Origin of the sequence: Aquamicrobium lusatiense (assembly GCF_014201615.1) — a bacterium.
GTDB classification, from domain to species: Bacteria; Pseudomonadota; Alphaproteobacteria; order Rhizobiales; family Rhizobiaceae; genus Mesorhizobium; species Mesorhizobium lusatiense.
In genome coordinates this window covers 1,203,716-1,228,635 of record NZ_JACHEU010000001.1, presented here as the reverse complement: position 1 = coordinate 1,228,635, position 24,920 = coordinate 1,203,716, and the positions used below count along the sequence as shown (strand labels likewise).

At 64.6% G+C, this 24,920-nt stretch carries 15 protein-coding genes; 8 read left to right on the top strand and 7 right to left on the bottom strand.

Features of this window, described 5'->3' with window-relative positions; genetic code table 11:
• Nucleotides 1–56: 56 nt before the first annotated feature.
• The 3 genes from HNR59_RS05815 to HNR59_RS05805 form a co-directional block, all read right to left on the bottom strand.
• On the bottom strand, nt 57–857 hold the full coding sequence (locus tag HNR59_RS05815) for a TIGR02186 family protein (protein ID WP_183827209.1): 801 nt from the start codon (nt 855–857) through the stop codon (nt 57–59).
• A complete protein-coding gene (locus HNR59_RS05810; RefSeq protein ID WP_183827208.1) occupies nt 857–1,780 on the bottom strand; it encodes a sulfite exporter TauE/SafE family protein in 924 nt (307 codons plus the stop codon). The genes HNR59_RS05815 and HNR59_RS05810 overlap by 1 nt, the downstream gene beginning before the upstream one ends.
• Nucleotides 1,781–2,131: 351 nt before the next feature.
• Entirely contained in the window at nt 2,132–5,881 is a 3,750-nt protein-coding gene (locus HNR59_RS05805; RefSeq protein WP_183827207.1) for a peptidoglycan-binding protein, read from the bottom strand.
• A gap of 389 nt (nt 5,882–6,270) precedes the next feature.
• Here HNR59_RS05805 and HNR59_RS05800 point away from each other — a divergent pair, with 389 nt between their 5' ends.
• The 8 genes from HNR59_RS05800 to trxA all read left to right on the top strand — a co-directional run bounded on the left by HNR59_RS05800 (nt 6,271) and on the right by trxA (nt 20,426).
• Complete coding sequence (locus HNR59_RS05800) at nt 6,271–6,732, top strand: MerR family transcriptional regulator (protein ID WP_183827206.1); 462 nt, start codon at nt 6,271–6,273, stop codon at nt 6,730–6,732.
• Nucleotides 6,733–6,980: 248 nt separating this feature from the next.
• Nucleotides 6,981–8,381, top strand: coding sequence for an adenosylhomocysteinase (gene ahcY, locus HNR59_RS05795; RefSeq protein ID WP_183827205.1), 1,401 nt, complete (start codon nt 6,981–6,983; stop codon nt 8,379–8,381).
• Nucleotides 8,382–8,581: 200 nt separating this feature from the next.
• On the top strand, nt 8,582–11,134 hold the full coding sequence (locus HNR59_RS05790; protein ID WP_183827204.1) for a sensor histidine kinase: 2,553 nt from the start codon (nt 8,582–8,584) through the stop codon (nt 11,132–11,134).
• A gap of 8 nt (nt 11,135–11,142) precedes the next feature.
• The gene (tsaE, locus tag HNR59_RS05785) at nt 11,143–12,654 is read left to right on the top strand and encodes a tRNA (adenosine(37)-N6)-threonylcarbamoyltransferase complex ATPase subunit type 1 TsaE (protein WP_183827203.1); all 1,512 of its coding nucleotides are present in this window, start codon (nt 11,143–11,145) and stop codon (nt 12,652–12,654) included.
• Between the two features lie 17 nt (nt 12,655–12,671).
• Nucleotides 12,672–13,376 (top strand): nucleotidyltransferase family protein, encoded by a 705-nt coding sequence (locus tag HNR59_RS05780; protein ID WP_183831367.1) that lies wholly within the window; start codon nt 12,672–12,674, stop codon nt 13,374–13,376.
• A complete protein-coding gene (addB, locus tag HNR59_RS05775) occupies nt 13,373–16,498 on the top strand; it encodes a double-strand break repair protein AddB (protein WP_183827202.1) in 3,126 nt (1,041 codons plus the stop codon). Before HNR59_RS05780 ends, addB begins: the two co-directional genes overlap by 4 nt.
• On the top strand, nt 16,495–20,013 hold the full coding sequence (gene addA / locus HNR59_RS05770; RefSeq protein WP_183827199.1) for a double-strand break repair helicase AddA: 3,519 nt from the start codon (nt 16,495–16,497) through the stop codon (nt 20,011–20,013). The genes addB and addA overlap by 4 nt, the downstream gene beginning before the upstream one ends.
• Nucleotides 20,014–20,102: 89 nt before the next feature.
• On the top strand, nt 20,103–20,426 hold the full coding sequence (gene trxA, locus HNR59_RS05765; RefSeq protein WP_183827196.1) for a thioredoxin: 324 nt from the start codon (nt 20,103–20,105) through the stop codon (nt 20,424–20,426).
• Between the two features lie 94 nt (nt 20,427–20,520).
• Here trxA and HNR59_RS05760 read toward each other — a convergent pair whose 3' ends face one another.
• From HNR59_RS05760 to trpB, 4 genes are read right to left on the bottom strand one after another with little or no spacing between them, the layout of a single operon-like run.
• On the bottom strand, nt 20,521–21,852 hold the full coding sequence (locus HNR59_RS05760; protein ID WP_183827193.1) for a bifunctional folylpolyglutamate synthase/dihydrofolate synthase: 1,332 nt from the start codon (nt 21,850–21,852) through the stop codon (nt 20,521–20,523).
• A gap of 9 nt (nt 21,853–21,861) precedes the next feature.
• A complete protein-coding gene (accD, locus tag HNR59_RS05755; protein WP_183827190.1) occupies nt 21,862–22,785 on the bottom strand; it encodes an acetyl-CoA carboxylase, carboxyltransferase subunit beta in 924 nt (307 codons plus the stop codon).
• Nucleotides 22,786–22,830: 45 nt separating this feature from the next.
• A complete protein-coding gene (gene trpA / locus HNR59_RS05750; protein ID WP_183827187.1) occupies nt 22,831–23,673 on the bottom strand; it encodes a tryptophan synthase subunit alpha in 843 nt (280 codons plus the stop codon).
• A 1-nt stretch (nt 23,674) separates the two neighbouring features.
• Nucleotides 23,675–24,895, bottom strand: a complete 1,221-nt coding sequence (trpB, locus tag HNR59_RS05745; protein WP_183827184.1) for a tryptophan synthase subunit beta — start codon at nt 24,893–24,895, stop codon at nt 23,675–23,677.
• Nucleotides 24,896–24,920: the final 25 nt, after the last annotated feature.

Genomic DNA, 24,920 nt, shown 5'->3' with positions numbered 1-24,920 from the left:
TTCTCGTTTTTACGCATATCGCCCGAAACCGGCTCCCGTTTTCAGGCGATATGCTTTTAATCCTTGCGGAAAACGATGCTGCCAAGCCAGCCCACGCCCATGGCCAGAGCCACCGACAACGCTCCGTAGAACAAGCCGTGATTGTGGGCGAGCCGGAACACGGCCTGCTCGAAGCCGGCCTTGCGGATTTCCAGCTGGGCCGAGCTTTCCTTCACGAACACGCCGTTCTTGAACAGAAAGGCACGCGCCTTGTGGGTGCCGACGGGTGCATCCGGCGCCAGCCGCACGGTTGCGCGAAAAAGGTTCTGCGACAGAAAGCGAACACCGCCGACATTTTCGCTGTAGAGGCCGGCTGCCACCTTGCGCTCACGAAGCGCCTTCGTGAACTCCGCAATGGTCACGGGGTTGCCGGTCATGTCGGCCGGCTGCAGATAGATGTTACCGGCGCCAAGGGAAAGCTGGCGATAGCTGACCGGCTCGGTGATGTCCTGGAAAGGACGCGTGGTTGCGACCGAGTATGAGAACGGCACGTTCTCGAATTCCTCGGAGCGGAGATTGATCCAGATGCCCATCACCCGGTCCTTGCGGCGCACGACAATGCGCCTTGCAGGGCCTTCCAGAACCACGATCACATCATAGCGCCCCTGCCGGGCCACTTCAGGGTCGGGATTCTCCAGAGATCCGAAAATGGTGAGATCGGCGCCGGAGAAGCCGGCGGTGATCTCGACGTGCTCGGTGGACAGCCCGATCTGGATGCCTTCGGGATTGGCAAGCTGCGCGGCAGCCGGCGCGATAAAAGCCAGCAACGCCATAACAGGCACAAGAAGGCGCAACGGGAGAGAGGCGCGCGCAGACATCAGCCCATCCCCGGTATCGAAAGCGAATAGAGATTGTTGGGGCGGATGAAGAGGTCGACGGCAAGGCGCGCCGCAACCGCCAGCACCAGCAGCGCCAGCAGGGCGCGGAGCTGTTCGCCGCGCAGCTTCTGACCGGCTTTGACCCCATATTGCGCGCCCGCGACACCCCCGATCATCAGCAGCATGGCCAGCACGATATCGACAGTGAAGTTGGTCGAGGCATGCACCAGCGTCGTGTAGGCGGAGGTGAAGATGATCTGGAACAGTGAAGTGCCGACCACGACATTGGTGGGCACGCGCAGCAGATAGATCAGGGCCGGCACCATGATGAAGCCGCCGCCGACACCCATGATCGAGGACAGGAAGCCGATGATGGCGCCGATCGCGAGCACCGGAATGACGCTGACGAACAGCTTCGAGGTGCGAAACCGCATTTTCAGCGGTAGCCGGTGAATCCAGTTGTGCTGGCCGGATTTCTTCAGCGGCTTCGGCGTTCCGCCACGGGACACGCGCAGAGTGTTGAGGCTTTCCACCAGCATCAGCCCACCGACGGAGCCCAGCAGCACGACATACAAAATGGAGATGAAGAGGTCGAGCTGGCCGAGGCTGCGCAACAGCGAGAATACATAGACGCCCGCGGTCGACCCCACGATACCCCCCGCAAGCAGCATGAAGCCCAGCTTGAAGTCGAGCGTCCCCCTCTTCATGTGCGACATGGCGCCGGAGAAGGACGAGCCGATCACCTGATTGGCGCCGGTCGCAACCGCGATTGCCGGAGGAATGTTATAGAATATCAGCAGCGGCGTGATCAGGAAGCCGCCGCCGACCCCGAACAGGCCCGACAGGAAGCCGACCGCCGCGCCCATGGCCAGCAGTACGAAGACATTGACGGAAATTTCCGCAATCGGGAGATAGATGCCCACCCGCTTGTTCCAAACAACTGTCGCTTCCGGCCCGCATCATAGCGCCAAAAAGCTAACCTCTTCTTGCGCAAGGACCGCAGGCGGATTTTTTTACCCGCTGCGGCCTTGGGAAGAAAACATCTCAGTCGGTTAGCAGGCATTTGTAAGGCAAGGCATCGCACAAACGACGCTGTCCACGCCTATTTGCACGATGGCAGCGGCCCGCTGACCATTACGCGCCTGCAGCGGCGCTTTTTTGCAGCTACGCGTCTGCGGCGGAGCTTTGTTTATTTGTGTGCTGCGGCGGCACTTTTTAGTTTGCGCGCCGGCGGCGACGCGGTTGCTACTTGCGTGCCTTCGGCAACGCGGTTGCTACTTGCGTGCCAGCAGCGCCTCGACCAGCTTGTCGTCGATATCGCCCGTCGCCGGCAGGCCATTGTCGGCCTGGAAGGCGGCAATGGCTTCCTTCGTCTTGCCGCCCATCACGCCGTCGATCGCACCGGCCTGATAGCCGTTCTTGTTGAGGATGCGTTGGATGTTCTGCACGGCCTTCTTCATGTCGACCGAAGACGTCGTGACCGGCTCGCCCAGCCATGCATCGGGAACGTCCACGTCATTGGCCGCCGGGTCCATTTCGCGGGCCTGCCACAGCTCTGCCGTCTGGCGGGCCTTTTCAAGCTGCTCGGGGCGCAGCGCCTTGGCGATTTCGTCGCGCTTGGCGGCCGCATCCTTGTCGCCGGTGCGGGCAACAAGCGTGAACCACTTGTAGGACTCTTCCAGATTCTGCGGCATGCCCACGCCCTTGGCGGCAAGAATGCCCAGATTGAACTGGCTGTCCTTGACGCCGAGATCCGCGGCAGCCTTGAACCAGCGGGCAGCACCCTCGTTATCGGCGGGAGCGTCGGTGCCCATGGCCAGAAGCACCGCGAGATTGTGCATGGCGCTGGCATTGCCCTGAGCGGCAGCCTTTTCATACCATTCACGCGCCTTTGCCGTATCGCGGGCGACGCCAATGCCCTTCTCGTAGAAATTGCCGATGCGGTACTGGGCCGGCGCGAGCCCCATCTCTGCAGCCTTTTCATACCAGTTTGCGGCAGCAGCAGTGTCTTCCTTCACACCACGCGCTTCAGCGTAATGGGCACCGACCTCGAACAGCGCTTTGGCATCGCCACCGGCAGCCGCTTCACGAAGGGCAGGCGTGCCCACATCCGCCGGCACATCGATCAGGCTCGACGCAACCGGGGGAACCGCGCCGGTTGAGAGATCGTCCGTCGCATCGTTCGTGGCTTCCGGAATCGCGGGTTGGGGGGCAGAGGCTTCCTGCCGGGCTTCAGCCACCGGCGCAGCCGGCTCCGCCGCAACCGGCCCGGAGGCCGGGTTGTCGGCCGTCTGCACTGGCTCCTGCAGTACGGATTCTTCGATGATTGGTGCAACGGGGTCCTGCGCCACCCGCTCGGGCTCGACCACACGCGCGGCCTGCACCTGTGGGGCGGGCTGCTCCGCCGGCAGGATCTGCTCGATGGCGGCGGGTGCAGCGGCGGCACGCGGCGCTTCTTCCTGCTTGCCGATGAAAGCCTTGCCGAACTGGAGGCCGGCCAGCGCCAGCATGACCGCGCCGACAGCCATCAGGATCGGCTTGCGGCGGGCCCTGAACAGCTCGCCGATGCGCAGCCCCCTGGCGGGACCGCCGAGGGTCGACTGGCGCTTCAGCGTTTCGGCTTCGGCGGCAGCCGCCTGAGCCGCGCGACGGGCTGCAGCTATAAAGTCGGACTTGGCGGCATCGGTGCCCGGACGCTCGGCCGACTGACCGCGCTCGTCACGCACACGCTTCAGAATGGCGTTAAGGTCCGGGGCCCCGGAACCGGGTTCCAGCGGACGGTTGAGCAGCGAAGGCTCCAGCGGCTCGTCCAGCCCCGGTTCGGCAGTTGCGGCAGCCGGTTCGGCCACTTCGGGCCGCACCACTGCCGCATCCTTGCGGAAAGCGCGGGTGATGTTTCCAAGCAGAGACGTCTTGCGCGCAACCTCTTCACCGGCCACATCGCCGAGAGCCGCGCGGGCGGCTTCGGAAGCAGCCTGCGCAGGGGTGCGCACCTGCACTTCGCCATCCATGGCGTCGGCGAGCAGCGTCTCGCCTTCACCAGCCAGCGTGTCCATGTCCAGGCTCGGCACCTGACGGACCGGAATCTTTTCAGCTTCGGGACGCACGACTTCCGCGGCAGAGCTGAAATTTTCCAGAGAGCCGAGCCGCTCCACGATCTTCAGAAGCGTATCGTGAATGGCCTCGAACGTCCGCGCATTGCGGTCATCAGAGCGGCGCGTCAGCGATTCAAGCGTCTTCAGATCCTGCGCCAGACCGGCAACGGCCGCCTTTTCGGCATCCGCTCCGGCCATCGACTGCACGGCCCGCTCGGCGGCGTCGCGCGCCGCTTCCAGAATGGTTTCGCGCGTACCGGCCAGCGACTCTTCGATCTGGCTGAGACGCGGGCTGATGTCCTCCAGATCCGGCAGCGGTGTGCCGGGCTGCGACAGATGGGCGGACAGCCCAGCGACCTGTGCTTCAAGGCTGCGGATCAGATCCTGATCAAGGCTGCTGAAGCGCTCGGAAGAACCGTCAAGCCGCTGGGAAATGTCGGCTAGACGCGCCTCCAGGCCGCGTATGGCGTCCTGACCTGCCGGCTCGCGGCTTTCCAGCTCACGTGCCAGTGCATCGAAACGGGCATCGATGGCTTCGATGACCTCGCCGCCGTCGAAGGCCGGCACGGCATCGCGCCGGTCGAGCCGTTCGGCGAACTCGTCCAGCCGGCGTTCCAGATCACGGAAGATGATGTTGCCCTGCTCGACGGCGTCGCTCTGACGCCGCTCCACGGAAATGGCGAACAGGTCGAGGCGCTGCTCCAGCCCTTCCAGCAGATGACTGAGATCGGGCATTTCGGGCCTCTGCCCGACGCGCTCGGCAATCACCGCCATCTGGTCAGCAAAGCGCTCCAGCATATCGACGGGCAGGCGGTTGCCGGCAGCGAGTTCGTCGACGCGGCGCGACAACAGGCCAAGCCGCTCCATGATTTCAGCCGAGGGGCGGTCATGCGCCACCTCTTCGATCTGTTCGGCCAGCGCGGCAATCCTGCTCTCAATCCGCTCAAGGGAGGCCGGATCGAAACCGCTGGTCTTTGCCGCCACGGTGGAAGCCACGATCGCCCGCGAAATCTCGTCCAGCCGCTCGTCGATCAGGCCAAGCGTCTCTTCGCCGGACGGACGGTGCGCGGCAAGCTGGTCGACAGCGCCCGAAAGCGTGCGCAGCTTTTCTTCCAGCGAGCGCAGCGAAAGCGACTGCGGCAGCGTGTCGACCGCGCGGGCAATGTCCTCCAGCCGCTGATTCAGGATGGAAAAGCCTTCTTCGGCAATGCGATTGTCAAGACCGGCCCCGAAACGATCCTCGAAAGCCGTCCAGCGGCGGTCGAACTCGTCCCAGCGACGGTCGACCGCCTGCACGCTGTCCTCGCGGGCCAGCGTCTCGACCTGTCCCCTGAGCTGTTCCAGTTCCAGACGCAGCATGCTGACGCTGCGATCGTCGCTTTTATGAGCCAGTTCCTGCACAGCGCCGGAAAGGCGCTCCAGCTCGCGGCCGAAGCGCAGGGAGCTGCCCGCCCCTTCGCCCGAGCGGACAGAACGATCGATGTCGCGGCGCAGCACCTCGAATTCACGCTGGAGGCCAACCGTCATCTGCTGGCGCAGTTCCTCCCGCAATCCCTGCAACTCACCGGCGATCCGGCCGGCCATGGCAAGGCCGTCTTCCTGACCGCGCACGCGATCGATGTCATGGGCGATGGCCTGATAATTACGGCCCTGGGCCGGCGCCGTCTTCTGCGCATATCGGGACGAACCGGGTGCGGAAGCACCCCAGTGCAGGTCGTCGCGCCCGGCATCGCGGTCCGCTGCTGCGGAAAAGCTGCGCAGAAATCCGTCCTGCCGAAGGTTTTCGGAGCGGGGCTGCACATCGGCACGGCTGCGCTTCAGGCGCTCTTCAAGCGCGGCCAGCGACTCATTGATCTGGTCGAGAGCCGAGTGCGGCTTGCGCGTCCGGCCCGCGTTCAGCGTGTCGAGATAGGACCTTCTGTTGCTCATCGCGACGCCCCGTTTCCTCAAAGCGGCCGGTCTTCACCGGCGTCCCCTTCAAATTCGGTCGGAACGGAAAGCTGGCACGGGCGTTTATGACCCGGCGCTTGCCCGAAACCGTGAAAACTTCGCTACTGGATAAGCACGGAGGACCGACAAACGCACAATTCGCCGAACGTGGTAAACAAGCGGTTAACTGTGGTTAACAAGTCATCTGTTTGCGGCTGAAAAACGCAGCTTTGCCGGTATGAGCGCTCAATACTTGAACCCGGAGGCAATTCCCGCTAATCACAGTTTACGTAAACGTAATAGACAGGACTGACAAACCGACGCAAGCTGGGGCCGACTTAAGCCGGGCCTTTGACGTCAGGCAAACAAACATGATCCGGGACTCCCGAATGAAGACGAACGATCTGATTGCCGAACAGGCGACCACCGCAACCGGTGAAATCCATGATTGCGAAGAACTGACCCGCATTGGCGAGATGGCCAAGCATTTCGGCATAACGCTGCGCACGCTGCGTTTTTACGAGGACAAGGGGCTCATCAATCCGCAGCGTGACGGCACCACCCGGCTTTACACGCATCGCGACAAGGCGCGGCTGAAGCTCATCCTGCTCGGCCGCAAGGTCGGTTTCTCCCTGCGCGACGTGAAGCAGATGATGGATCTTTACGATCCGACGGGCTCCAATGCCCGGCAGCTGAAAGTGACGCTGGAAAAGTCGGAGAAGCAGATGGCACGGCTCCAGAAGCAGCGCGCCCTGCTCGATGAGGCCATCGCAGATCTCGGTGCCGCAATGGACGATGCACGGCGCAGGCTCACCGAACACGCAACATCCCAGCAAAGCAGCGCTGCCTGAACCGGCGATCTGCCACGAAAACCGGTCAGCCTTCGCGATTTTCGGGGAGGCTGGTGCAGGGACGGCGGATGCCGCCGTCTTCAGCTATTGGCCGCGCACCAGAAGCGGCCGGACACATCTACAGATAAAGATTTCCTTATATCCGTTGTCGTATCTGCCGTGATCTGCTAGTCAGCCCAGCAGCTTTGCGCCATTCGCCATGTCCGTGGCAGGGCGGCCCGCCAACAGATTCCCACCGGAGTGCCATCATGACAGCTAACAAGGACTATGTGGTCGCCGACATCTCGCTTGCCGACTGGGGCCGCAAGGAGATCGAGATCGCGGAAACGGAAATGCCCGGCCTGATGGCCTGCCGCGAGGAGTTTGGCCCGAGCCAGCCGCTGAAGGGCGCGCGCATCACCGGCTCGCTGCACATGACCATCCAGACCGCGGTGCTGATCGAGACGCTGAGCGCGCTTGGCGCGCAGGTGCGCTGGGCTTCCTGCAACATCTTCTCCACGCAGGACCATGCCGCCGCCGCGATCGCCGCGTCCGGCGTTCCCGTGTTCGCGATCAAGGGCGAGACGCTGGAGGACTACTGGCAATACACCGACCGCATTTTCCAGTGGGATGACGGCCAGCCCTCCAACATGATCCTCGACGATGGCGGCGATGCCACCATGTACATCCTGCTCGGCGCGCGCGCCGAAGCCGGCGAGGACGTGCTGACCAACCCCGGCAGCGAGGAAGAGGAAATCCTCTTCGCCCAGATCAAAAAGCGCATGGCGGCGACGCCCGGCTTCTTCACGAAGCAGCGCGAGGCGATCCGCGGCGTTTCGGAAGAAACCACCACCGGCGTCAACCGCCTCTACCAGCTCCAGAAGAAGGGCCTGCTGCCCTTCCCCGCCATCAACGTCAACGACTCGGTCACCAAGTCCAAGTTCGACAACAAGTATGGCTGCAAGGAATCGCTGGTCGACGGCATTCGCCGTGGCACCGACGTGATGATGGCCGGCAAGGTTGCCGTGGTCTGCGGTTATGGTGATGTGGGCAAGGGTTCAGCCGCTTCGCTTTCCGGCGCCGGCGCACGCGTCAAGGTCACCGAAGTCGACCCGATCTGCGCGCTGCAGGCAGCCATGGACGGCTACGAGGTGGTGACGCTGGAAGACGCAGCCCCCAACGCCGACATCATCATCACCACCACCGGCAACAAGGACGTCATCCGCCTCGACCACATGCGCGAGATGAAGGACATGGTCATCGTCGGCAATATCGGCCACTTCGACAACGAGATTCAGGTCGCCGCCCTGCGCAACCTGCAGTGGACCAACGTGAAGCCGCAGGTGGACATGATCACCTTCCCGGACGGCAAGCGCATGATCCTGCTGTCCGAAGGCCGCCTCCTCAATCTCGGCAACGCCACCGGCCATCCGAGCTTCGTCATGTCCGCTTCCTTCACCAATCAGGTGCTTGCCCAGATCGAGCTTTACACCAAGGGCGGTGAGTACAAGAACGAAGTCTATGTGCTGCCCAAGCATCTCGATGAGAAGGTCGCGCGCCTGCATCTCGACAAGCTCGGCGCGAAGCTGACCACGCTTTCCGAAGAACAGGCTTCCTATATCGGCGTCACGCCGCAGGGTCCGTTCAAGCCGGAACACTACCGCTATTAACCATAACTGAAATTACCACCAGATATAGAGCCGGGCGGTTGACTTTCCGCCCGGTTTTATTTTTGCGCCCGGGCTGCTTCACGCAGATTCGGCGAGGCGGTATTGTGGGGTGATTCGCGACGCTTCAGCCGGACAGGGGTTCGGAACCGGGGTTTGCCGGCTGGGCGTCCTTTACAAAGGGCGGCGGAGAGGACCACGACATGCCGGGGGAAAACCCGCTTCATGCGGGAAAGGCCGTTGCCGGCGGCCACGACGATTTCCGCGACGGGAAACGCCCGTCATTTCGTTGGCGGCTGCGCGCCGGGCTCATGCCCTGCCGTCTTCTTGCCTCCTCGGCGCTTGTCCTTCCCCTGACGTCTCTGAGCGCCGGCGCACAGACCGCGACGCGCGCGGCCATGCCCATAGGCACGTCCGACGTGATCCAGCTTGCGCTGTCGGTCGGCGTGATGGGCGCTGCACTTATTTCCGCGATCGTGCTTATCCGCGAGCGCCAGCGCACCGCAGCGGAGAACGCGAAGCTTCGCGCCCGCATCGCCGATGTCAACGCAGCCCTGCAGCGCTCGGACGCCATCCTCAATCTGCGCGACCAGCGCGTCATCTTGTGGTCCGGCGACAACCAGAAGCCCGAACTGGTCGGCTCGCTTCCGCTGGAGGCCGGTGCCCCGGAGGACCGCGCGCCTTTTCTGGCTTTCGGACGCTGGCTGGCGCCGCGTTCCGCCGCAGCGCTCGAACGCGGCATCGCGAGCCTGCGCGAAAAAGGCACGCCTTTCGACGTCGTCGCTGAAACACATGGGGGCGCGACCCTCGAAATTCAGGGCCGCAAGGGGCCATCGCACACGCTGGTGCGGTTCCTCTCCCTTTCGGACATCCAGCGCGCCCATGCACGGCTGAAGCTGGAAAACGAGCGGCTTGTCGGCGACCACGAAACGCTCATCAACCTGCTCAATGCACTCGAAATGCCGGTATGGCTGCGTGATGAAAACGGCCGGCTGAAATGGATCAACCGCGCCTATGCCGCCGCCGTTGAGGCTTCGGCGGATGAAGATGCGATCCGTGAAGGCCGCGAATTGCTGGGCGACGGCGCCCGCGCGGCGATTGCCGATCAGCACCGCACGCATCCGGTGTTCGCGCAAACCATGTCCACCGTCATCCAGGGCGACCGGCGCCAGTTCACGGTAACGGACTACAGCGGCACAAAAGGCTCTGCCGGCATTGCCTGCGACGTGAGCGCGGTGGAAACGATGCGCGAGGAGTTCGAGCGCACCGTGCGCAACCACTCTGACACGCTCGATCATCTCAACACCGCTGTCGCGATCTTCGACACCGAACAGAAACTGCGCTTCTTCAATCAGGCTTTCCAGAAGCTGTGGTCGCTCGATATTCCGTTCCTCAACAGTGCGCCCGACAACGCCCTGCTGCTCGACCGGCTGCGCAGCGAAGGCAAGATCGCCGAACAGCCGGAATGGCGGCGCTGGAAGGAAAACCTGCTCGGCGCCTATCGGGCGGTCGAAACGCAGGAGCACTGGTGGCACCTGCCGGACGGCAAGACCATTCGCGTCGTCGCCAACCCACAGCCCAAGGGCGGCGTGACCTGGCTGTTCGAAAACCTGACCGAGAAGATCGACCTCGAAAGCCGTTACCAGACCGCGGTGCGCGTACAGGGCGAGACGCTCGACAATCTGGCCGAGGGCGTTGCCGTGTTCGGCCCGGACGGGCGGCTACGCCTTTCCAACCCGGCTTTTGCCGCGCTGTGGGGACTTGAGGAAAGCCTTGTCGCGCCGAATGTCCATGTCGCTTCGGTCCGCGCGGTTTGCGACAGCCGGGCGAAGGACAGCCCATGGGGCGGTTTCGTTGCAGCCATCACCGGCTTCGACGAAGAGCGCACCAACTGGCATGGTCTGGTGGAACTGAACGCGGGCAGCGTGTTGCGCTACGCCGTCATCCATCTGCCCAACGGACAGGTGATGACGACCTTCGTGGACGTGACCGACAGCGTCAATGTCGAACGGGCGCTGAAGGAAAAGAACGAAGCCCTGCTGAAGTCCGACCAGATCAAGAACGAGTTCGTGCAGCACGTTTCCTATGAGCTGCGCTCGCCGCTCACCAACATCATCGGCTTCACCGAACTGCTGTCGCTGCCGGCCACCGGACCGCTGTCGCCGCGCCAGCGCGAATATCTGGAGCATATCGGCTCGTCGTCGTCGGTGCTGCTCACCATCGTCAACGATATCCTCGACCTCGCCACCGTCGACGCAGGCATCATGCAGCTCGACATCACCGAGGTCGACGTCAACAACGCCATTACGGCCGCCGCAGAACTGGTTTCCGAACGGCTGCAGGAACACGCTATCAGGCTCTCGGTCGACGCCTCCGCCGCACCGCAGACGCTCAAGGGCGACGAGGTACGGGTGCGGCAGATCCTCTACAATCTGCTCACCAATGCCGCCAACTATGCGCCCGAAGGCAGCACGGTGCGCCTGACCTGCCGGCAGTTGCCGGACGGCGTCGAATTCTCCGTGCATGATGACGGGCCGGGCATGCCGCCCGACGTGCTGGATCTGGTGTTCCACCGCTTCGAATCGCGCGTCAATGGCGGGCGCAGGCGCGGGGCGGGCCTTGGCCTTTCCATCGTCAAAAGCTTCGTCGAACTGCATGGCGGCGAAGTGCGCATCGAGACCGGCTCCGGACAGGGAACCACGGTCGTGTGCATCTTCCCGGCTACGCCGGCAGATATGCGCAACGCGGCGGAGTAGCTCCCCACATGGAAGCCTCCCCTATCGAGGTGGCGCTCGGCGATGAGGCGGCGACACAACGGCTCGGCGAGGACCTCGCCATGGCCGTGCGGCCGGGTGACGTTCTGGCCCTGCATGGCGATCTCGGCGCCGGAAAATCCACGCTGGCGCGGGCCCTGATCCGCGCCCTTGCCGACGATGCCACCCTCGAAGTGCCGAGCCCCACCTTCACGCTGGTGCAGAGTTACGAGACGCGCTTTCCCGTCCACCATTTCGATCTCTATCGCCTCGGCCATGAGGACGAGCTGGACGAACTTGGTTTCGAGGACGCCTTTGCCGGAGGCGTGGCTCTGGTGGAGTGGCCCGAACGCGCCGGCAGCCGCCTGCCGGCAAGTGCGCTGACGGTCGAGCTCATCCACGAGGGCGAAGGCCGTCGCGCCCGCATCTCCGGCACCGGCGAGGCGATGGCGCGCATCGGACGCTCGCTCGCCATGCGCGCCTTCCTGACAGGCGCCGGCTGGGGCAGCGCCCAGCGCCGCCATCTCACAGGCGATGCCTCGGCGCGCTCCTACGAGACGGTACGCCTTGCAGGCGAAGCGGATCGCATTCTGATGAACTCGCCGACGCTGGTGATGGGTCCGCCGGTGCGCGACGGCAAGCCCTATGCCGAGATCGCCCATACCTCAAAGACCGTCGCGGCCTTCGTCGCCATCGACAAGGTGCTGCGTGAAGCCGGCATCTGCGCCCCGGAGATTTATGCGCAGGATCTCGACAATGGTTTCCTGCTGATCGAGCATCTGGGCAGCACGGGCGTGCTGGATGACGCGCGCAATCCCATCGCGGAACGCTATGTCGCTGCCGCCGAACTGCTGGCCGACATGCATGGCCGTCCATGGTCTCCTCATATCGAAATCGCGCCCGGCATTGTCTACGACGTGCCGCCCTTCGACCGGGACGCCATGCTGATCGAGGCCGATCTTCTGGTCGACTGGTACGTTCCGGCTGTGAGCGGCAAGCCGGCGGACGATGCGCTGCGCGCCCGCTACCGGCGGGAATGGAACGCCGCGCTCGACCGCATCGAAGGTTTTGAGCCCACGCTGATGCAGCGCGATTATCACTCGCCGAACCTGATCTGGCGGGCGGAGCGCAGCGGCCACGACCGGCTGGGCATCATCGATTTTCAGGATGCGCTTGTAGGCCCGACGGCCTACGATCTCGCCTCGCTCGCCATGGATGCCCGCGCCACCGTGCCGCGCGACATCGAACAGGCGACGGTGGATGCCTATCTTGCCCGCCGCCGCGCGGCCGGACCTTTCGACGAGACCGCCTTTCTGGAAGCCTACGCGCTGATGGCGGCGCAGCGGAACTCGAAAATCCTCGGCATCTTCGTGCGCCTGCATCGCCGCGACGGCAAGCCCGGCTATCTGAAACACCTGCCGCGCATCCGCGATTATCTGCGCCGCGCGCTCGCCCACCCGGCGCTTGCCCCGATGCACGCCTTCTACGAGGAACAGGGTTTTCTTGAGGAGCGGGAACTTTGACAGGCCCGAAGACAGCGATGGTGCTCGCCGCAGGGCTCGGCACGCGCATGCGCCCGATCACCGACACGCTGCCGAAGCCGCTGGTGGAGATAGCCGGCCGCACCCTGCTCGATCGCGGGCTGGATGCGCTGGCCGGGACCGGCGTGGATAAGGCCGTGGTCAATGTCCATCATCTGGGCTTCATGATCGCCACCCATGTCGCCGGATACACGAAACCCCGCATCGTCATTTCCGACGAGAGCGACAGGTTGCTCGACAGCGCCGGCGGCATCGTGCGGGCGCTGCCGGAACTGGGGCCGGATCCGTTCTACATTCTCAATGCCGACACCTTCTGGATCGAACGCGGCACGCCGGAGCTTGAGCGGCTGGCCGCGACGTGGGACGATGCGCGCATGGACATATTGCTCATGCTCGCCAATCCGGCGGATTCCACCGGCCACAGCGGTTCGACCGATTTCCTGCTTGCCGACGACGGCCGGCTGGTGCGCGGACGCAATCACCCCGAGGGGCTGATCTATGGCGGTGCGGGCATCGTCCATCCGCGTATCTTCGAAGGGGCGGACGCGGAACCGCATTCGCTCAACCTCTACTTCGACCGCGCCATTGCCGCAGGCCGCCTGTTCGGTGTGGCCATGAACGGCCACTGGATCACCGTCGGCACGCCGGATGCCATCGCCCCGGCGGAGGAAGCGCTGCGGCAAGTTCCGGCCGGTGCGGCATGAGCAGCGCGCCGCGCGTTCTTTCGATCCCGCCCGGAGCGCCCTTCCTGCCGACACTGGCCTCGGCGCTGCTGTCGGGCGAACTGGTTCCGGGTTTCCGCTTCGACGGCGATCCGCTGGCGCTCGCCGACGTCACCATCTATGTGCCGACGCGACGCGCCGCGCGCGCCCTGCGCACCGAGTTCATGGAGCTGATGGGCGGCCGCGCCGCCATCCTGCCGACCGTGCGGCCGCTTGGCGAATTCGATGAGGACGAGGCGCTGTTCGAGACGGATGCGCCCGAAAATCCCGCTGCACTCGACCTTGCCCCGCCCATCGCCTCGACCGAACGCCTGCTGCTGCTCGCCGTTCTGGTGCGGGCGTGGAAACAGCGGCTGCCGGCCGAGGTGGCCGCGCGTTTCGCGGAAGAGATCATGGTGCCGGCCTCCGCCGCCGACGCCATCTGGCTGGCGCGCGATCTGGCCGACCTGATGGACGAGGTGGAAACTGAGGGTTCCGACTGGGCAAAGCTCGCCGGGCTGGTCACCGGCAATCTTGCCGGTTGGTGGCAGGTGACGCTGGATTTCCTCGGCATCGCCAGCCAGCACTGGCCGCTGATCCTCGCCGAGCGCGATCGCTCCAATCCGGCGGCACATCGCAGTGCGCTGATCCGCTTCGAGACGGAACGCCTTCAGCGCAAACCGCCCGCAGGTCCCGTGATCGCCGCCGGTTCGACCGGCTCGATCCCCGCCACGGCTGAACTGCTGAAGACAATCGCTCACCTGCCGAACGGCGCGGTGGTTCTGCCGGGGCTCGATGCAACGCTCGATGCACCCTCGCTCGCCGCCATCTCGGCGCCGGACGCGCGCCCCGCGCTGCTCGGCCATCCGCAATACGGCCTGATCAAGCTGGCGAACAAGATCGGCGTCGCCCGCGACGAGATCGCGCCGCTCGGAACGCCTTCCTCCGCGCTTGACCTGCGCAACGCCATCGTCAGCGAAGCGCTGCGCCCAGCCGATACGACCGAGTTGTGGCTGCAGATGCGCGCATGCTTCGGCGATGCCGACATGACGGCCGCCCTTGAAGACGTGAGCGTGCTGGAAGCGCCGAACGAGCGCGACGAGGCAACCGCCATTGCGGTGGCGCTGCGCTATGCCGTGAGCGCACCCGGCAAGCGCGCAGCGCTGGTGACGGGCGACAGGGCGCTGGCCCGGCGCGTCTCAGCCGAACTGCTACGCTTTGGCGTCACCGCAGACGATTCCGGCGGCACGCCGCTCGCCAACACACCACCTGCCGCGCTGTTGCGCCTTGCAGCGCAAGCCGCCTTCCGCCCCGGCGATCCGCTGCCTTTGCTGGCGCTGGTCAAGCACCCGCTGCTGTCGCTTGGAATGGAGCGCGCGCCGGTGCGCCACGCAGCCGAACTGATCGAGCTGGCCGCGCTGCGCGGAGGCACCGGACGCCCCGACATCGCCGCCCTGCCCGACCTCTTCGAGCGGCGGCTTACCGACCCCGGCGACGGCGGGCGCGAGCCGTTCTGGTTCGCGCGCTTTCCGGCAAGGCGCATCGAGGAGGCGATTGGTGTTGCCGCCAGACTTGTCGACGCGCTCGGCCCCCTGCTCGAACTGCGCGGCCGCACCGACCTCGGCGTTCCCGATTTCGCGCAGGCAAGCACACAGGTACTGGAAGCGCTGGGCCGTCAGGCCGATGGCAGCGTCACAGCGCTCTATGCCGGCGATCCAGGCCACAAGCTGGCACAGGTCCTGCGCGATCTGGTGGCGGCTCACTCGCCCTTCACCTTCGGCGCCGACGAATGGCCGGACGTGCTCGATGCCCTGCTCGCGCCCGAAACGGTAAAGCCGCGACAGGGCACAGACCGGGCCATCGCCATCTGGGGCGCGCTGGAGGCGCGGCTCCAGCATGTCGACACACTTGTCGTCGGCGGGCTCAACGAAGGCGTGTGGCCGCGCAAGCCGGAGAGCGACCGCTTCATGTCGCGGCTGATGAAGGGCGGGCTCGATCTCGAACCGCCGGAGCGGCGCATAGGCCTTGCGGCGCATGATTTCCAGATGGCGATGGGCACGCAGAAGGTGGTGCTGGCGCGCGCGCTGCGCTCCGGCGATGCACCTGCCGTTCCGTCACGCTGGCTGCAACGCCTGCTCACCTTCACCGGCAAGGACCATGCCGCCGTCATGCGCCGACGCGGCGAGCAACTGCTTTCATGGGCGCGCACGCTGGATGACGCACCGCGCGTCGACTTCGCACCGCGCCCCTGCCCCGCGCCGCCCGTCGCTATGCGTCCAAAGCATTTTTCCGTCACGGAAATCGAGACGCTGCGGCGCGATCCCTATGCCATCTATGCCCGTCGCATCCTCGGCCTTCAGGCGCTCGATCCGGTGATCCGCGATCCGGGCGCTGCCGAGCGCGGCACGCTGTTCCACGACATACTGCACCGCTTCTCCATGCAGGCCGATCCGTCTGCCCCGGACGCGCTGGAGAAACTGTTGCAGGCGGGCCGCGACTGCTTCGCCAATGCCGAACTGCCGGAAGATGTCGAAGCCGTATGGTGGCCGCGCTTCGAGACATTGGCCGCCAACATCCTCGCATGGGAGCGCGGCCGCTCCGACGTGCAGTCACGCCATGCCGAGGCGCGGGCCGAGAAAACGGTCGTCGGCGGCACCGGCGTGACGCTGTCCGGCTATGCCGACCGGGTCGACTTGCTCACCGGCAACATGGCCGACATTCTCGACTACAAGACGGGCTCTTCGCCCTCCAAGGTACAGGCGCACACATTGCTGGCACCACAGCTCGCGCTGGAAGCCGCTCTGCTCAGGCGCGGTTCGTTCCGCGATCTGGGCAGCCGGGAACCGGCGGACCTTGCCTTCATCCGCCTGCGCGCCAATGGCGAGGTGGAGCAGGAGTCGATCCTCAGGCACGGCAAGGGGATCCGCTCCGGCACGGAGCTTGGCGAGGATGCATGGGCGCGGCTGGAAAAGCTGCTCTACCATTACGCCAACCCGGCCACCGGCTATTTGTCGCGCGCGCTGCCCTTCCGCGAGGGCGAGACGGATGGCGATTACGACCATCTGGCGCGCGTGCTGGAATGGTCCGCCGGCGGCGACGGTGCGGGTGAAGGGGGAGAGGAATGAAGTATCCGATCCCCACCGACACCGCGCTCGCACAGGCGCGCGCCTCCGACCCCGCCAATTCGGCGTGGGTGTCGGCAAATGCCGGCTCCGGCAAGACGCATGTGCTGGCCCAGCGCGTCATCCGGCTTCTGCTGCGCGGCACCGAACCGTCGAAAATCCTGTGCCTGACCTATACGCGCGCGGCGGCCGCCAACATGTCGAACCGCGTCTTTTCCACGCTGTCGGAATGGACGGCGCTCGACGAGGCCGAGCTTGCGAAGCGGATCGAGGCCATGGACGGGCGCCGCCCGGATGCTGCGACCTTGCAGCGGGCGCGCCGCCTGTTCGCCGAGGCGCTGGAGACGCCTGGCGGGCTGAAGATCCAGACCATTCACGCCTTCTGCGAGGCGGTGCTGCACCAGTTTCCGCTGGAAGCGAATATCGTCGCCCATTTCCAGATGGTCGACACGCAGATGGAACAGGCGCCGGTCGCCGCCGCGCGCCGCGACATGATCGCCGGCGCGGTGGGCGGTGCGGCCACGGACCTCACGGAAGCCTTCGCCACCGTGCTTGCGCGCGGTGGCGAGACCGGGCTCGACACGCTGCTTTCCGAGATCGTGGGCAAGCGCGAAGCGCTGCGCGAATTTCTCGGCAGGATCGGCGGCACCGCGGAAGGCTTCGCACCGCTGTTTTCGGAATTCGGCTTCAGCGCCGATGACGATGAGGCCGCTATTGCCGAAGCGATCTGGCCCGTGCACGGTTTCGAGCCGTCCTATATGGCGACGCTCGACACGCTCTCCTTGCAACTCGGCGCAAACCGCGCACGCGGCTCGCTTGTGGACGATGCGCTGATCGCCTTCGCCGAGCCCGACCCGATGCTGCGCCTTGCGGGTTTGCAGAAATCCTTTCTCAGCGGCAAGGGCGACGCCTACAAGCCGGACTGGCTGTTTTCCAAGGCGCTGCTCGGCGCGATGCCCGATCTGGCAGAGCGGTATCTCGCCGCCACAGATGCGATCATCGCCGCGTGCGATCGGCTTGCGCTCTACCGCATGGTGAAAGGCACCACCTCAGCGCTCACGATCGCCGACTGGCTGATCCGCCGCTATGAGGAGCTGAAACGCGCGCGCGGCCTGCTCGACTTCAACGACTTGATCACCCGCACCGTCAAGCTGCTCAAGCGCCCGGAAGCCGGTGCATGGGTGCAGTACAAGCTCGATCAGGGCATCGACCACATTTTGCTCGACGAGGCACAGGACACCAGCCCCGAACAATGGGACGTGGTGAAGAAACTCGCCGAAGAATTCTTCTCCGGCGAGAGCGCCCGCGACGACACCTTGCGCACCGTGTTCGCCGTGGGCGACGAGAAGCAGTCGATCTACTCCTTCCAGGGCGCGGCACCGAATTCCTTCGCCGAAAGCAAGGACGAGTTTGCAATTCGGGTGCGCGATGCCGGGCGACAGTTTGCCGATCTGAAACTCACCTTTTCCTTCCGTTCCAGCGAGGACGTGCTGCGCGCGGTGGATCGCGTGTTCTCCGACGACGAGGTGCGGCGCGGCATCAGCCACGATCCCGACCCGCTCGACCACAAGGCGATCCGCAACGATGCGCCGGGGTATGTGGAAGTGTGGCCGACGCTGGGCGCCGATCAGGTCGAGGAACCGGACGACTGGACACTGCCGGTCAACCACGCCAGCGCGCCCGCCGTGCGCGTGGCCGAGCATGTCGCCGCCACCATCAAGAGTTGGCTGGACAAGGGCGAAATCCTCGAAGGCAAGGGGCGCCCGCTGCGCGCCGGCGATGTTCTGGTGCTGGTGCGCAAGCGCGACCGCTTCATCCATGCGCTGTCGAAGAGCCTGAAGGAAAAGGGCGTGCCGGTGGCAGGCGCGGACAGGCTCAGCCTGCCCGGCCACATCGCCGTGAAGGATCTGGCAGCACTTGGCCGCTTCCTCGTCCAGCCGCAGGATGACCTGTCGCTTGCGGCCGTGCTGCGCTCGCCGATCTTCGACCTGCCCGAGCAGCGCCTGTTCGATCTCGCGGCGGGGCGGGAGCGCAGCATCTCGCTGATCCAGTCGCTGCGCCGTCTGGCAGAGACGGACAAGCCGCTTGCCGCCATCGCAGAAACCCTTGATCGCTGGGCGAGCGAGGCCGCCTTCAAGCCGGTCTTCGAGTTCTATGCCGGCATTCTGGCGCGCGATGGGGTGCGCCGCAACATGATCGCACGTCTCGGCCCCGAAGCCGGCGACATACTGGACGAGTTCCTGAACTTCTGCCTCGCAGAAGAGCGCACCGGGCTGCCCGGTCTCGATTCATTCCTCTCCACGCTGGAAAACGCCGGCCCCGAAGTGAAGCGGGAGATGGACCAGAGCCGCAACGAGGTGCGCATCATGACCGTGCATGCTTCCAAGGGCCTCGAAGCGCCGGTGGTGTTTCTCATCGACGGCGGCGCGCGCGCCTTCAGCGATCAGCATCTGCCGCGCCTGATGCCGTTTGAAAGCTCGGGCCGACACTGGCGCGGCCGTGGCTATCTGTGGCGCTCTCATGCCGAAATCGCCAACGCCGTCTCGCGCGGCGCGGCCGAGACGGCCAAGCAACTGGCCGACGACGAGTATCGCCGCCTGCTCTATGTCGCCATGACGCGCGCCGAGGACCGGCTGATCGTCGCCGGCTATCACGGCAAGCGCGAGCCCGGCGACGGAACCTGGCACCGGATCGTTTCCCGCGCGCTGGCAACGGCGCCTGAGACGCGTGAACTGGCGCATCCCGTCACCGGCGACCCCGTACATCGCTTCCACGCCACCGGCCTGCCGCCTCTGTCTTCCGCACAAGCCGATACTGAAACCGCAGGAACCAGCTTCACACCCCTGCCCGCCACGCTGTTCGACCGTCTGGACGACGATGAGGAACTGCCGCGCCCGCTCTCGCCCTCCGGTGCTTCGGCGCTGATCGGAGAGGACGGGATCGAGCCGCTTCCCGATCCGCGCTCGCCGGTGCTGGAAGCGAGTGATGAGCCTTCGCTGGCCATCGCGCGCGGCCTCGCCACCCACAAGCTGTTGCAGATGCTGCCCGGCATTGCTGACGACGAGCGGGAGGAGGCCGGCCGGCGCTATCTGGCGCGCGCGGGCGCCGACTGGCCGCAATCCGAGCGCGAGCGCGTGCTCGGAGCGGTGCTCGATGTGCTCGGCGATGCACGCTTTGCTCCCATCTTCGCCCAAGGCTCCCGCGCCGAGATCGCCCTCATGGGGAGCCTGAAGGTGAAGGGCAGGCAGCGCTCCGTATCGGGCAAGATCGACCGGCTGGCGGTGACGGACGAGCGGGTACTGATCGTCGATTACAAGACAAACCGCCCGCCGCCCGCCACGCTGGCGCAGGTGCCGGAGGCTTATGTCTTACAGCTCGGCCTCTATCGGGAACTGCTGAAGCCGCTTTATCCGGGGCGGGAAATCGCGGCCGCCCTGCTGTTTACCGAAGCGCCGCGCCTCATCGAACTGCCGGGTGACGCCATGGATGCCGCCCTTGCCCGACTCACCCTATCGTGACACAAGACCTGCCTGAATTTGAACTCGCTTGAATTTGGCCGGTTCCACCGCCACATATCGTTGAGCTGAACAACCGAAAGGACTTTCGCATGGCAACCGTTAAGGTCGACAACGGCAACTTCCAGTCGGACGTGCTCGACGCCAAGGAACCCGTCGTGGTGGATTTCTGGGCTGAATGGTGCGGCCCGTGCAAGATGATCGGCCCGTCGCTGGAAGAGATTTCCAACGAGCTTGGCGGCAAGGTCAAGATCGCGAAGCTGAACATCGACGAGAACCCGGAGCTTGCCGCCCAGTTCGGCGTGCGCTCCATTCCGACCCTGATGATCTTCAAGGATGGTCAGGTTGCCGATACCAAGGTTGGCGCAGCCCCCAAGACCGCCCTGTCGCAGTGGATCAACGGCGCCGTCGCCTGATCCGAAGCGGATACCAAACAAAAAGCCCGGCCATTGTGCCGGGCTTTTTTATGGCAGGCTGGATGGCCGATCAGCACCGGCCCGAAAGGATGCTTCAGGTCGGCGGGGTTCCGTTTTCAGCCAGAACGGCACCAACAAGATAGAGCGAACCGCCGATGAGGATGCGCGGCGGCACATCTGTCTCCTGCCAGTTGTCACGCAGCAGCATCAGCGCATTTGCCACCGAGCTGACCGGTTCAGCCGACAGGCCTGCCGCACTGGCGCGCACGGCCAGTTCGTCATTGCCCACGCTGGCATCGCTGAAATCCACCGGCACGGTGTAGACATGCTTCACCAGACCGTTGAACGCGTGGAAATAACCGCTCTGATCCTTGGTGTTGATCATGCCGGCGATCATGAACAACGGCCGCGGGTCCTTCTGTTCGAGTTCCGCCAGCGCTTCTGAAATGACGATGCCGGCGCCGGGATTGTGGCCGCCATCCACCCAGATTTCGGCTCCGGCAGGCGCCAGCTCCATCAGCTTGCCATGCGGCAGCTTCTGCATGCGGCCCGGCCACGAGGCCGTCGTCATGGCGCGGTCGATGGCGTTTTCGCGCGGATCGAAACCGGCGGCCTTGACCGCCGCAATGGCAGCCGATGCGTTGGCGAGCTGGTGGCGGCCGGTCATGCGCGGCAGGGAAATATCCATCAGGCCATCCTGATCCTGATAGACCATGCGGCCATGTTCCGCGAAGGCAAAAAAGTCCTGACCATAGATATGGGTCGGGCAGCCGAGACGCGCGGCGGTGTCGGCAAGCACCTCAAGGGCAGCCTCATGCGGCTGGGAGCCGATCACGACCGGGCAGCCCTGCTTGATGATGCCGGCCTTTTCGGCAGCGATCAGTTCGACCCGGTCGCCGAGATAGGCCTCATGATCCATGGAAACTGGCATGATCACCGAGGCGGCAGGCCGTGCAATGACGTTGGTGGCGTCGAAACGCCCGCCAAGGCCGACCTCCATGACGACCACGTCGGCAGGATGCTCGGAAAACAGCAAGAACCCGACCGCCGACAGAATCTCGAACACGGTGATCTGCTGTCCGTCATTGGCCTTCGCCACGCGCGCTATCGCCTCGGCCAGCGTGGCATCGTCGACCAGCCTGCTGCCGCCATCAGCGGCGATGCGGTAACGCTCATGCCAGTTGACGAGGTGCGGCGAGGTGTGGGTGTGAACGAGCAGGCCCTGCGCTTCGAGAATGGCGCGGGTGAATGCGGCGCAGGAGCCCTTGCCATTGGTGCCGGCGATATGGATCGCCGGCGGCATGTGATCCTGCGGATTGCCCAGTTTGTCGAGCAGCCGTGACACCCGATCCAGCGAAAGGTCGAAACCTTTCGGATGCAGCGTCATCAGATGTTCGATCTCGCGCTCGGCGGAAAGCGTGTTCATGCCGCGCGATCAGGCTTGCGGCCGCGCTTCCGGGGCAACCGGAGCGGGCGGCGGCATGTCGGCAACCTGCTCCTGATGCGTTTCCGGCTTCTTGAGCAGCAGCTTGAGCAGGTTGGCGACCGTCTTCTTCATCTCCAGACGCGACACCACCATGTCCACCATGCCGTGCTCCATCAGGTATTCGGCGCGCTGGAAGCCTTCAGGCAGCTTTTCGCGGATCGTCTGCTCGATGACGCGCGGTCCGGCAAAGCCGATCAAAGCGCCGGGCTCGGCAATATGCACATCACCCAGCATGGCGTAAGAAGCGGTGACGCCGCCCGTGGTCGGGTTGGTCAGCACCACGATATAGGGCAAACCGGCCTCCTTGAAGCGGTCCACAGCCACGGTGCTGCGGGCAAGCTGCATCAGCGACAGGATGCCTTCCTGCATGCGCGCGCCGCCCGAGGCAGCGAAAAGCACCATCGGCTTGCGGCTCTGGCGTGCCGTGTCGAAAGCGTGGATGATCGCCTCCCCGGCGGCAAGGCCGAGCGAACCGCCCATGAAGGCGAAATCCTGAACTGACGCGACGACCGGAAGGCCGTCGATCTGGCCGGTCGCGCTCAGGATGGCGTCGTCCATACCGGTCTTGGCCTTGGCGTCCTTCAGGCGGTCGACATAGCGCTTCTCGTCACGGAACTTCAGCGGATCCTGAACGACTTTGGGGTTTTCCAGAACCTCATAGCTGCCTCCATCGAAGAAGAACTTCAGCCGCTCCTTCGCGGCGATCTTCATGTGATAGCCGGAAGCCGGGATTACGAACTGGTTCTCTTCCAAATCCTTGTGGAAGACCATCTCGCCCGACTCCGGATCCTTGATCCAGAGGTTCTCGGGCATTTCGCGCCGTCCGAGCATCGAATTGATCTTCGGGCGGACGTAGTTGGTGATCCAGTTCATCGTTCGGCTCCTGACCGCGACTTGATTCTGTTTGGGTTAGGGCAACTATTCGGCAGCAGCAAGGCGGGCCTGACGCACGCCCTGTGCAAGACCGGAAACCAGCGTTGCAACCGCCTCGGCCGGATCGGCGGTGCGCTTGCCATCGGCGCCCAGAACATTAGCAACCGCATTGACGATGGCCGTACCGACCACGACGCCGTCAGCCGAGGCGCCTATGGTGCGGGCCTGCCCGGCCGTCTTGACGCCGAAGCCGACGCACACCGGCAGATCAGTGTGCTGCTTAATGCGCTTCACCGCCTCGGAAACCTTGCCGGTGTCGGCCAGAGCGGAGCCCGTAATGCCGGTCATCGACACGTAGTAGACGAAGCCGGAGGTGTTTTGCAGAACCTTCGGCAGGCGCTTTTCATCTGTCGTCGGCGTAGCGAGGCGGATGAAGTTGATGCCTGCCTTCAGCGCCGGAACGCACAGTTCCTCGTCCATTTCCGGTGGCAGATCGACCACGATCAGACCATCGATGCCGGATGCCTTCGCATCGGCCAGGAAGCGGTCCACACCGTAGATGTAGATGGGATTGTAGTAGCCCATCAGCACGATCGGCGTCTCATTGTCATCTTTGCGAAAATCGGCTGCCATCTGCAAAGTGCGCACCAGCGTCTGCCCGCCCTTCAGCGAACGCAGACCTGCCGCCTGAATGGCGGGACCATCGGCCATCGGATCGGAAAACGGCATGCCGAGTTCGATGATGTCGGCCCCCGACCGGGCAAGCGCCTTCATGATCGACAGGGAGGTGTCATAGTCGGGGTCGCCGCCCATGAAATAGGTGACGAGCGCCGGGCGGCCCTCTTCTTTCAGCTTCGCCATGCGGCGGTCGATGCGGGTTTCGGTCATTTCAGATCTCCATGCCCATCATCGAGGCCACGGTATGCACGTCCTTGTCGCCACGTCCGGACAGGTTGACGATGATAATCTGTTCCTTGTCCATCGACGGGGCGATCTTGACGGCCTGGGCAATGGCATGGGCCGATTCCAGCGCCGGGATGATGCCTTCGGTGCGGGTGCAGAGCTGGAACGCCTCCAGCGCCTCGTCATCGAGGATCGGCACATATTCGACCCGGCCCGTGTCGCGCAGCCAGCTGTGCTCGGGGCCGACACCGGGATAGTCGAGACCGGCGGACACGGAATGGCCGTCGATGATCTGGCCGTCCTCGTTCTGGATCAGATAGGTGCGGTTGCCGTGCAACACGCCGGGGCGTCCCGCATTCATCGACGCGCAATGCTCGACGCCGTCGAGACCGCGACCGCCGGCTTCGATGCCGATGATGCGGACCTCCTTGTCATCGAGGAAAGGATGGAACAGGCCGATGGCGTTGGAGCCGCCGCCTACGGCAGCGATGATCACATCGGGAAGGCGTCCTTCCTGTTCCAGCACCTGCGCGCGCGCTTCCGTGCCGATCACCGACTGGAAGTCGCGCACCAGCTCCGGATAGGGGTGCGGCCCGGCCGCAGTGCCGATCAGGTAATATGTGTCTTCGACATTGGTGACCCAGTCGCGAAGGGCTTCGTTCATCGCATCCTTGAGCGTGCCGTGGCCCGATTCCACCGGCCGCACTTCGGCGCCCAGAAGCTTCATGCGGAACACGTTGGGGCTTTGGCGGGCCACATCGGTCGCGCCCATATAGACGACGCAGGGCAGGTTGAAGCGCGCTGCGACGGTGGCGGAGGCCACGCCATGCTGGCCGGCACCCGTCTCGGCGATGATGCGGGTCTTGCCCATGCGACGGGCGAGCAGGATCTGGCCAAGACAGTTGTTGATCTTGTGGGAACCCGTGTGGTTCAGGTCCTCGCGCTTGAGATAGATTTTCGCGCCGCCCAGATGCCGGGTCAGACCCTCGGCAAAATAGAGCTTCGACGGGCGCCCGGCATAGAAGGTGGAAAGCGCCTGAAGCTCGGCCCTGAATTCGGGATCGGTTCTGGCCTTGTTCCACTCCTCCTCAAGGTCGAGGATCAGCGGCATAAGGGTTTCGGCCACGAAACGGCCCCCGAAAATGCCGAACATGCCCTGCTCGTCAGGGCCGGTGCGGAATGAATTTGGCGTGGCCGGCTTGTTCATCGCCGATCTCCTCGGGCAAAAGGCT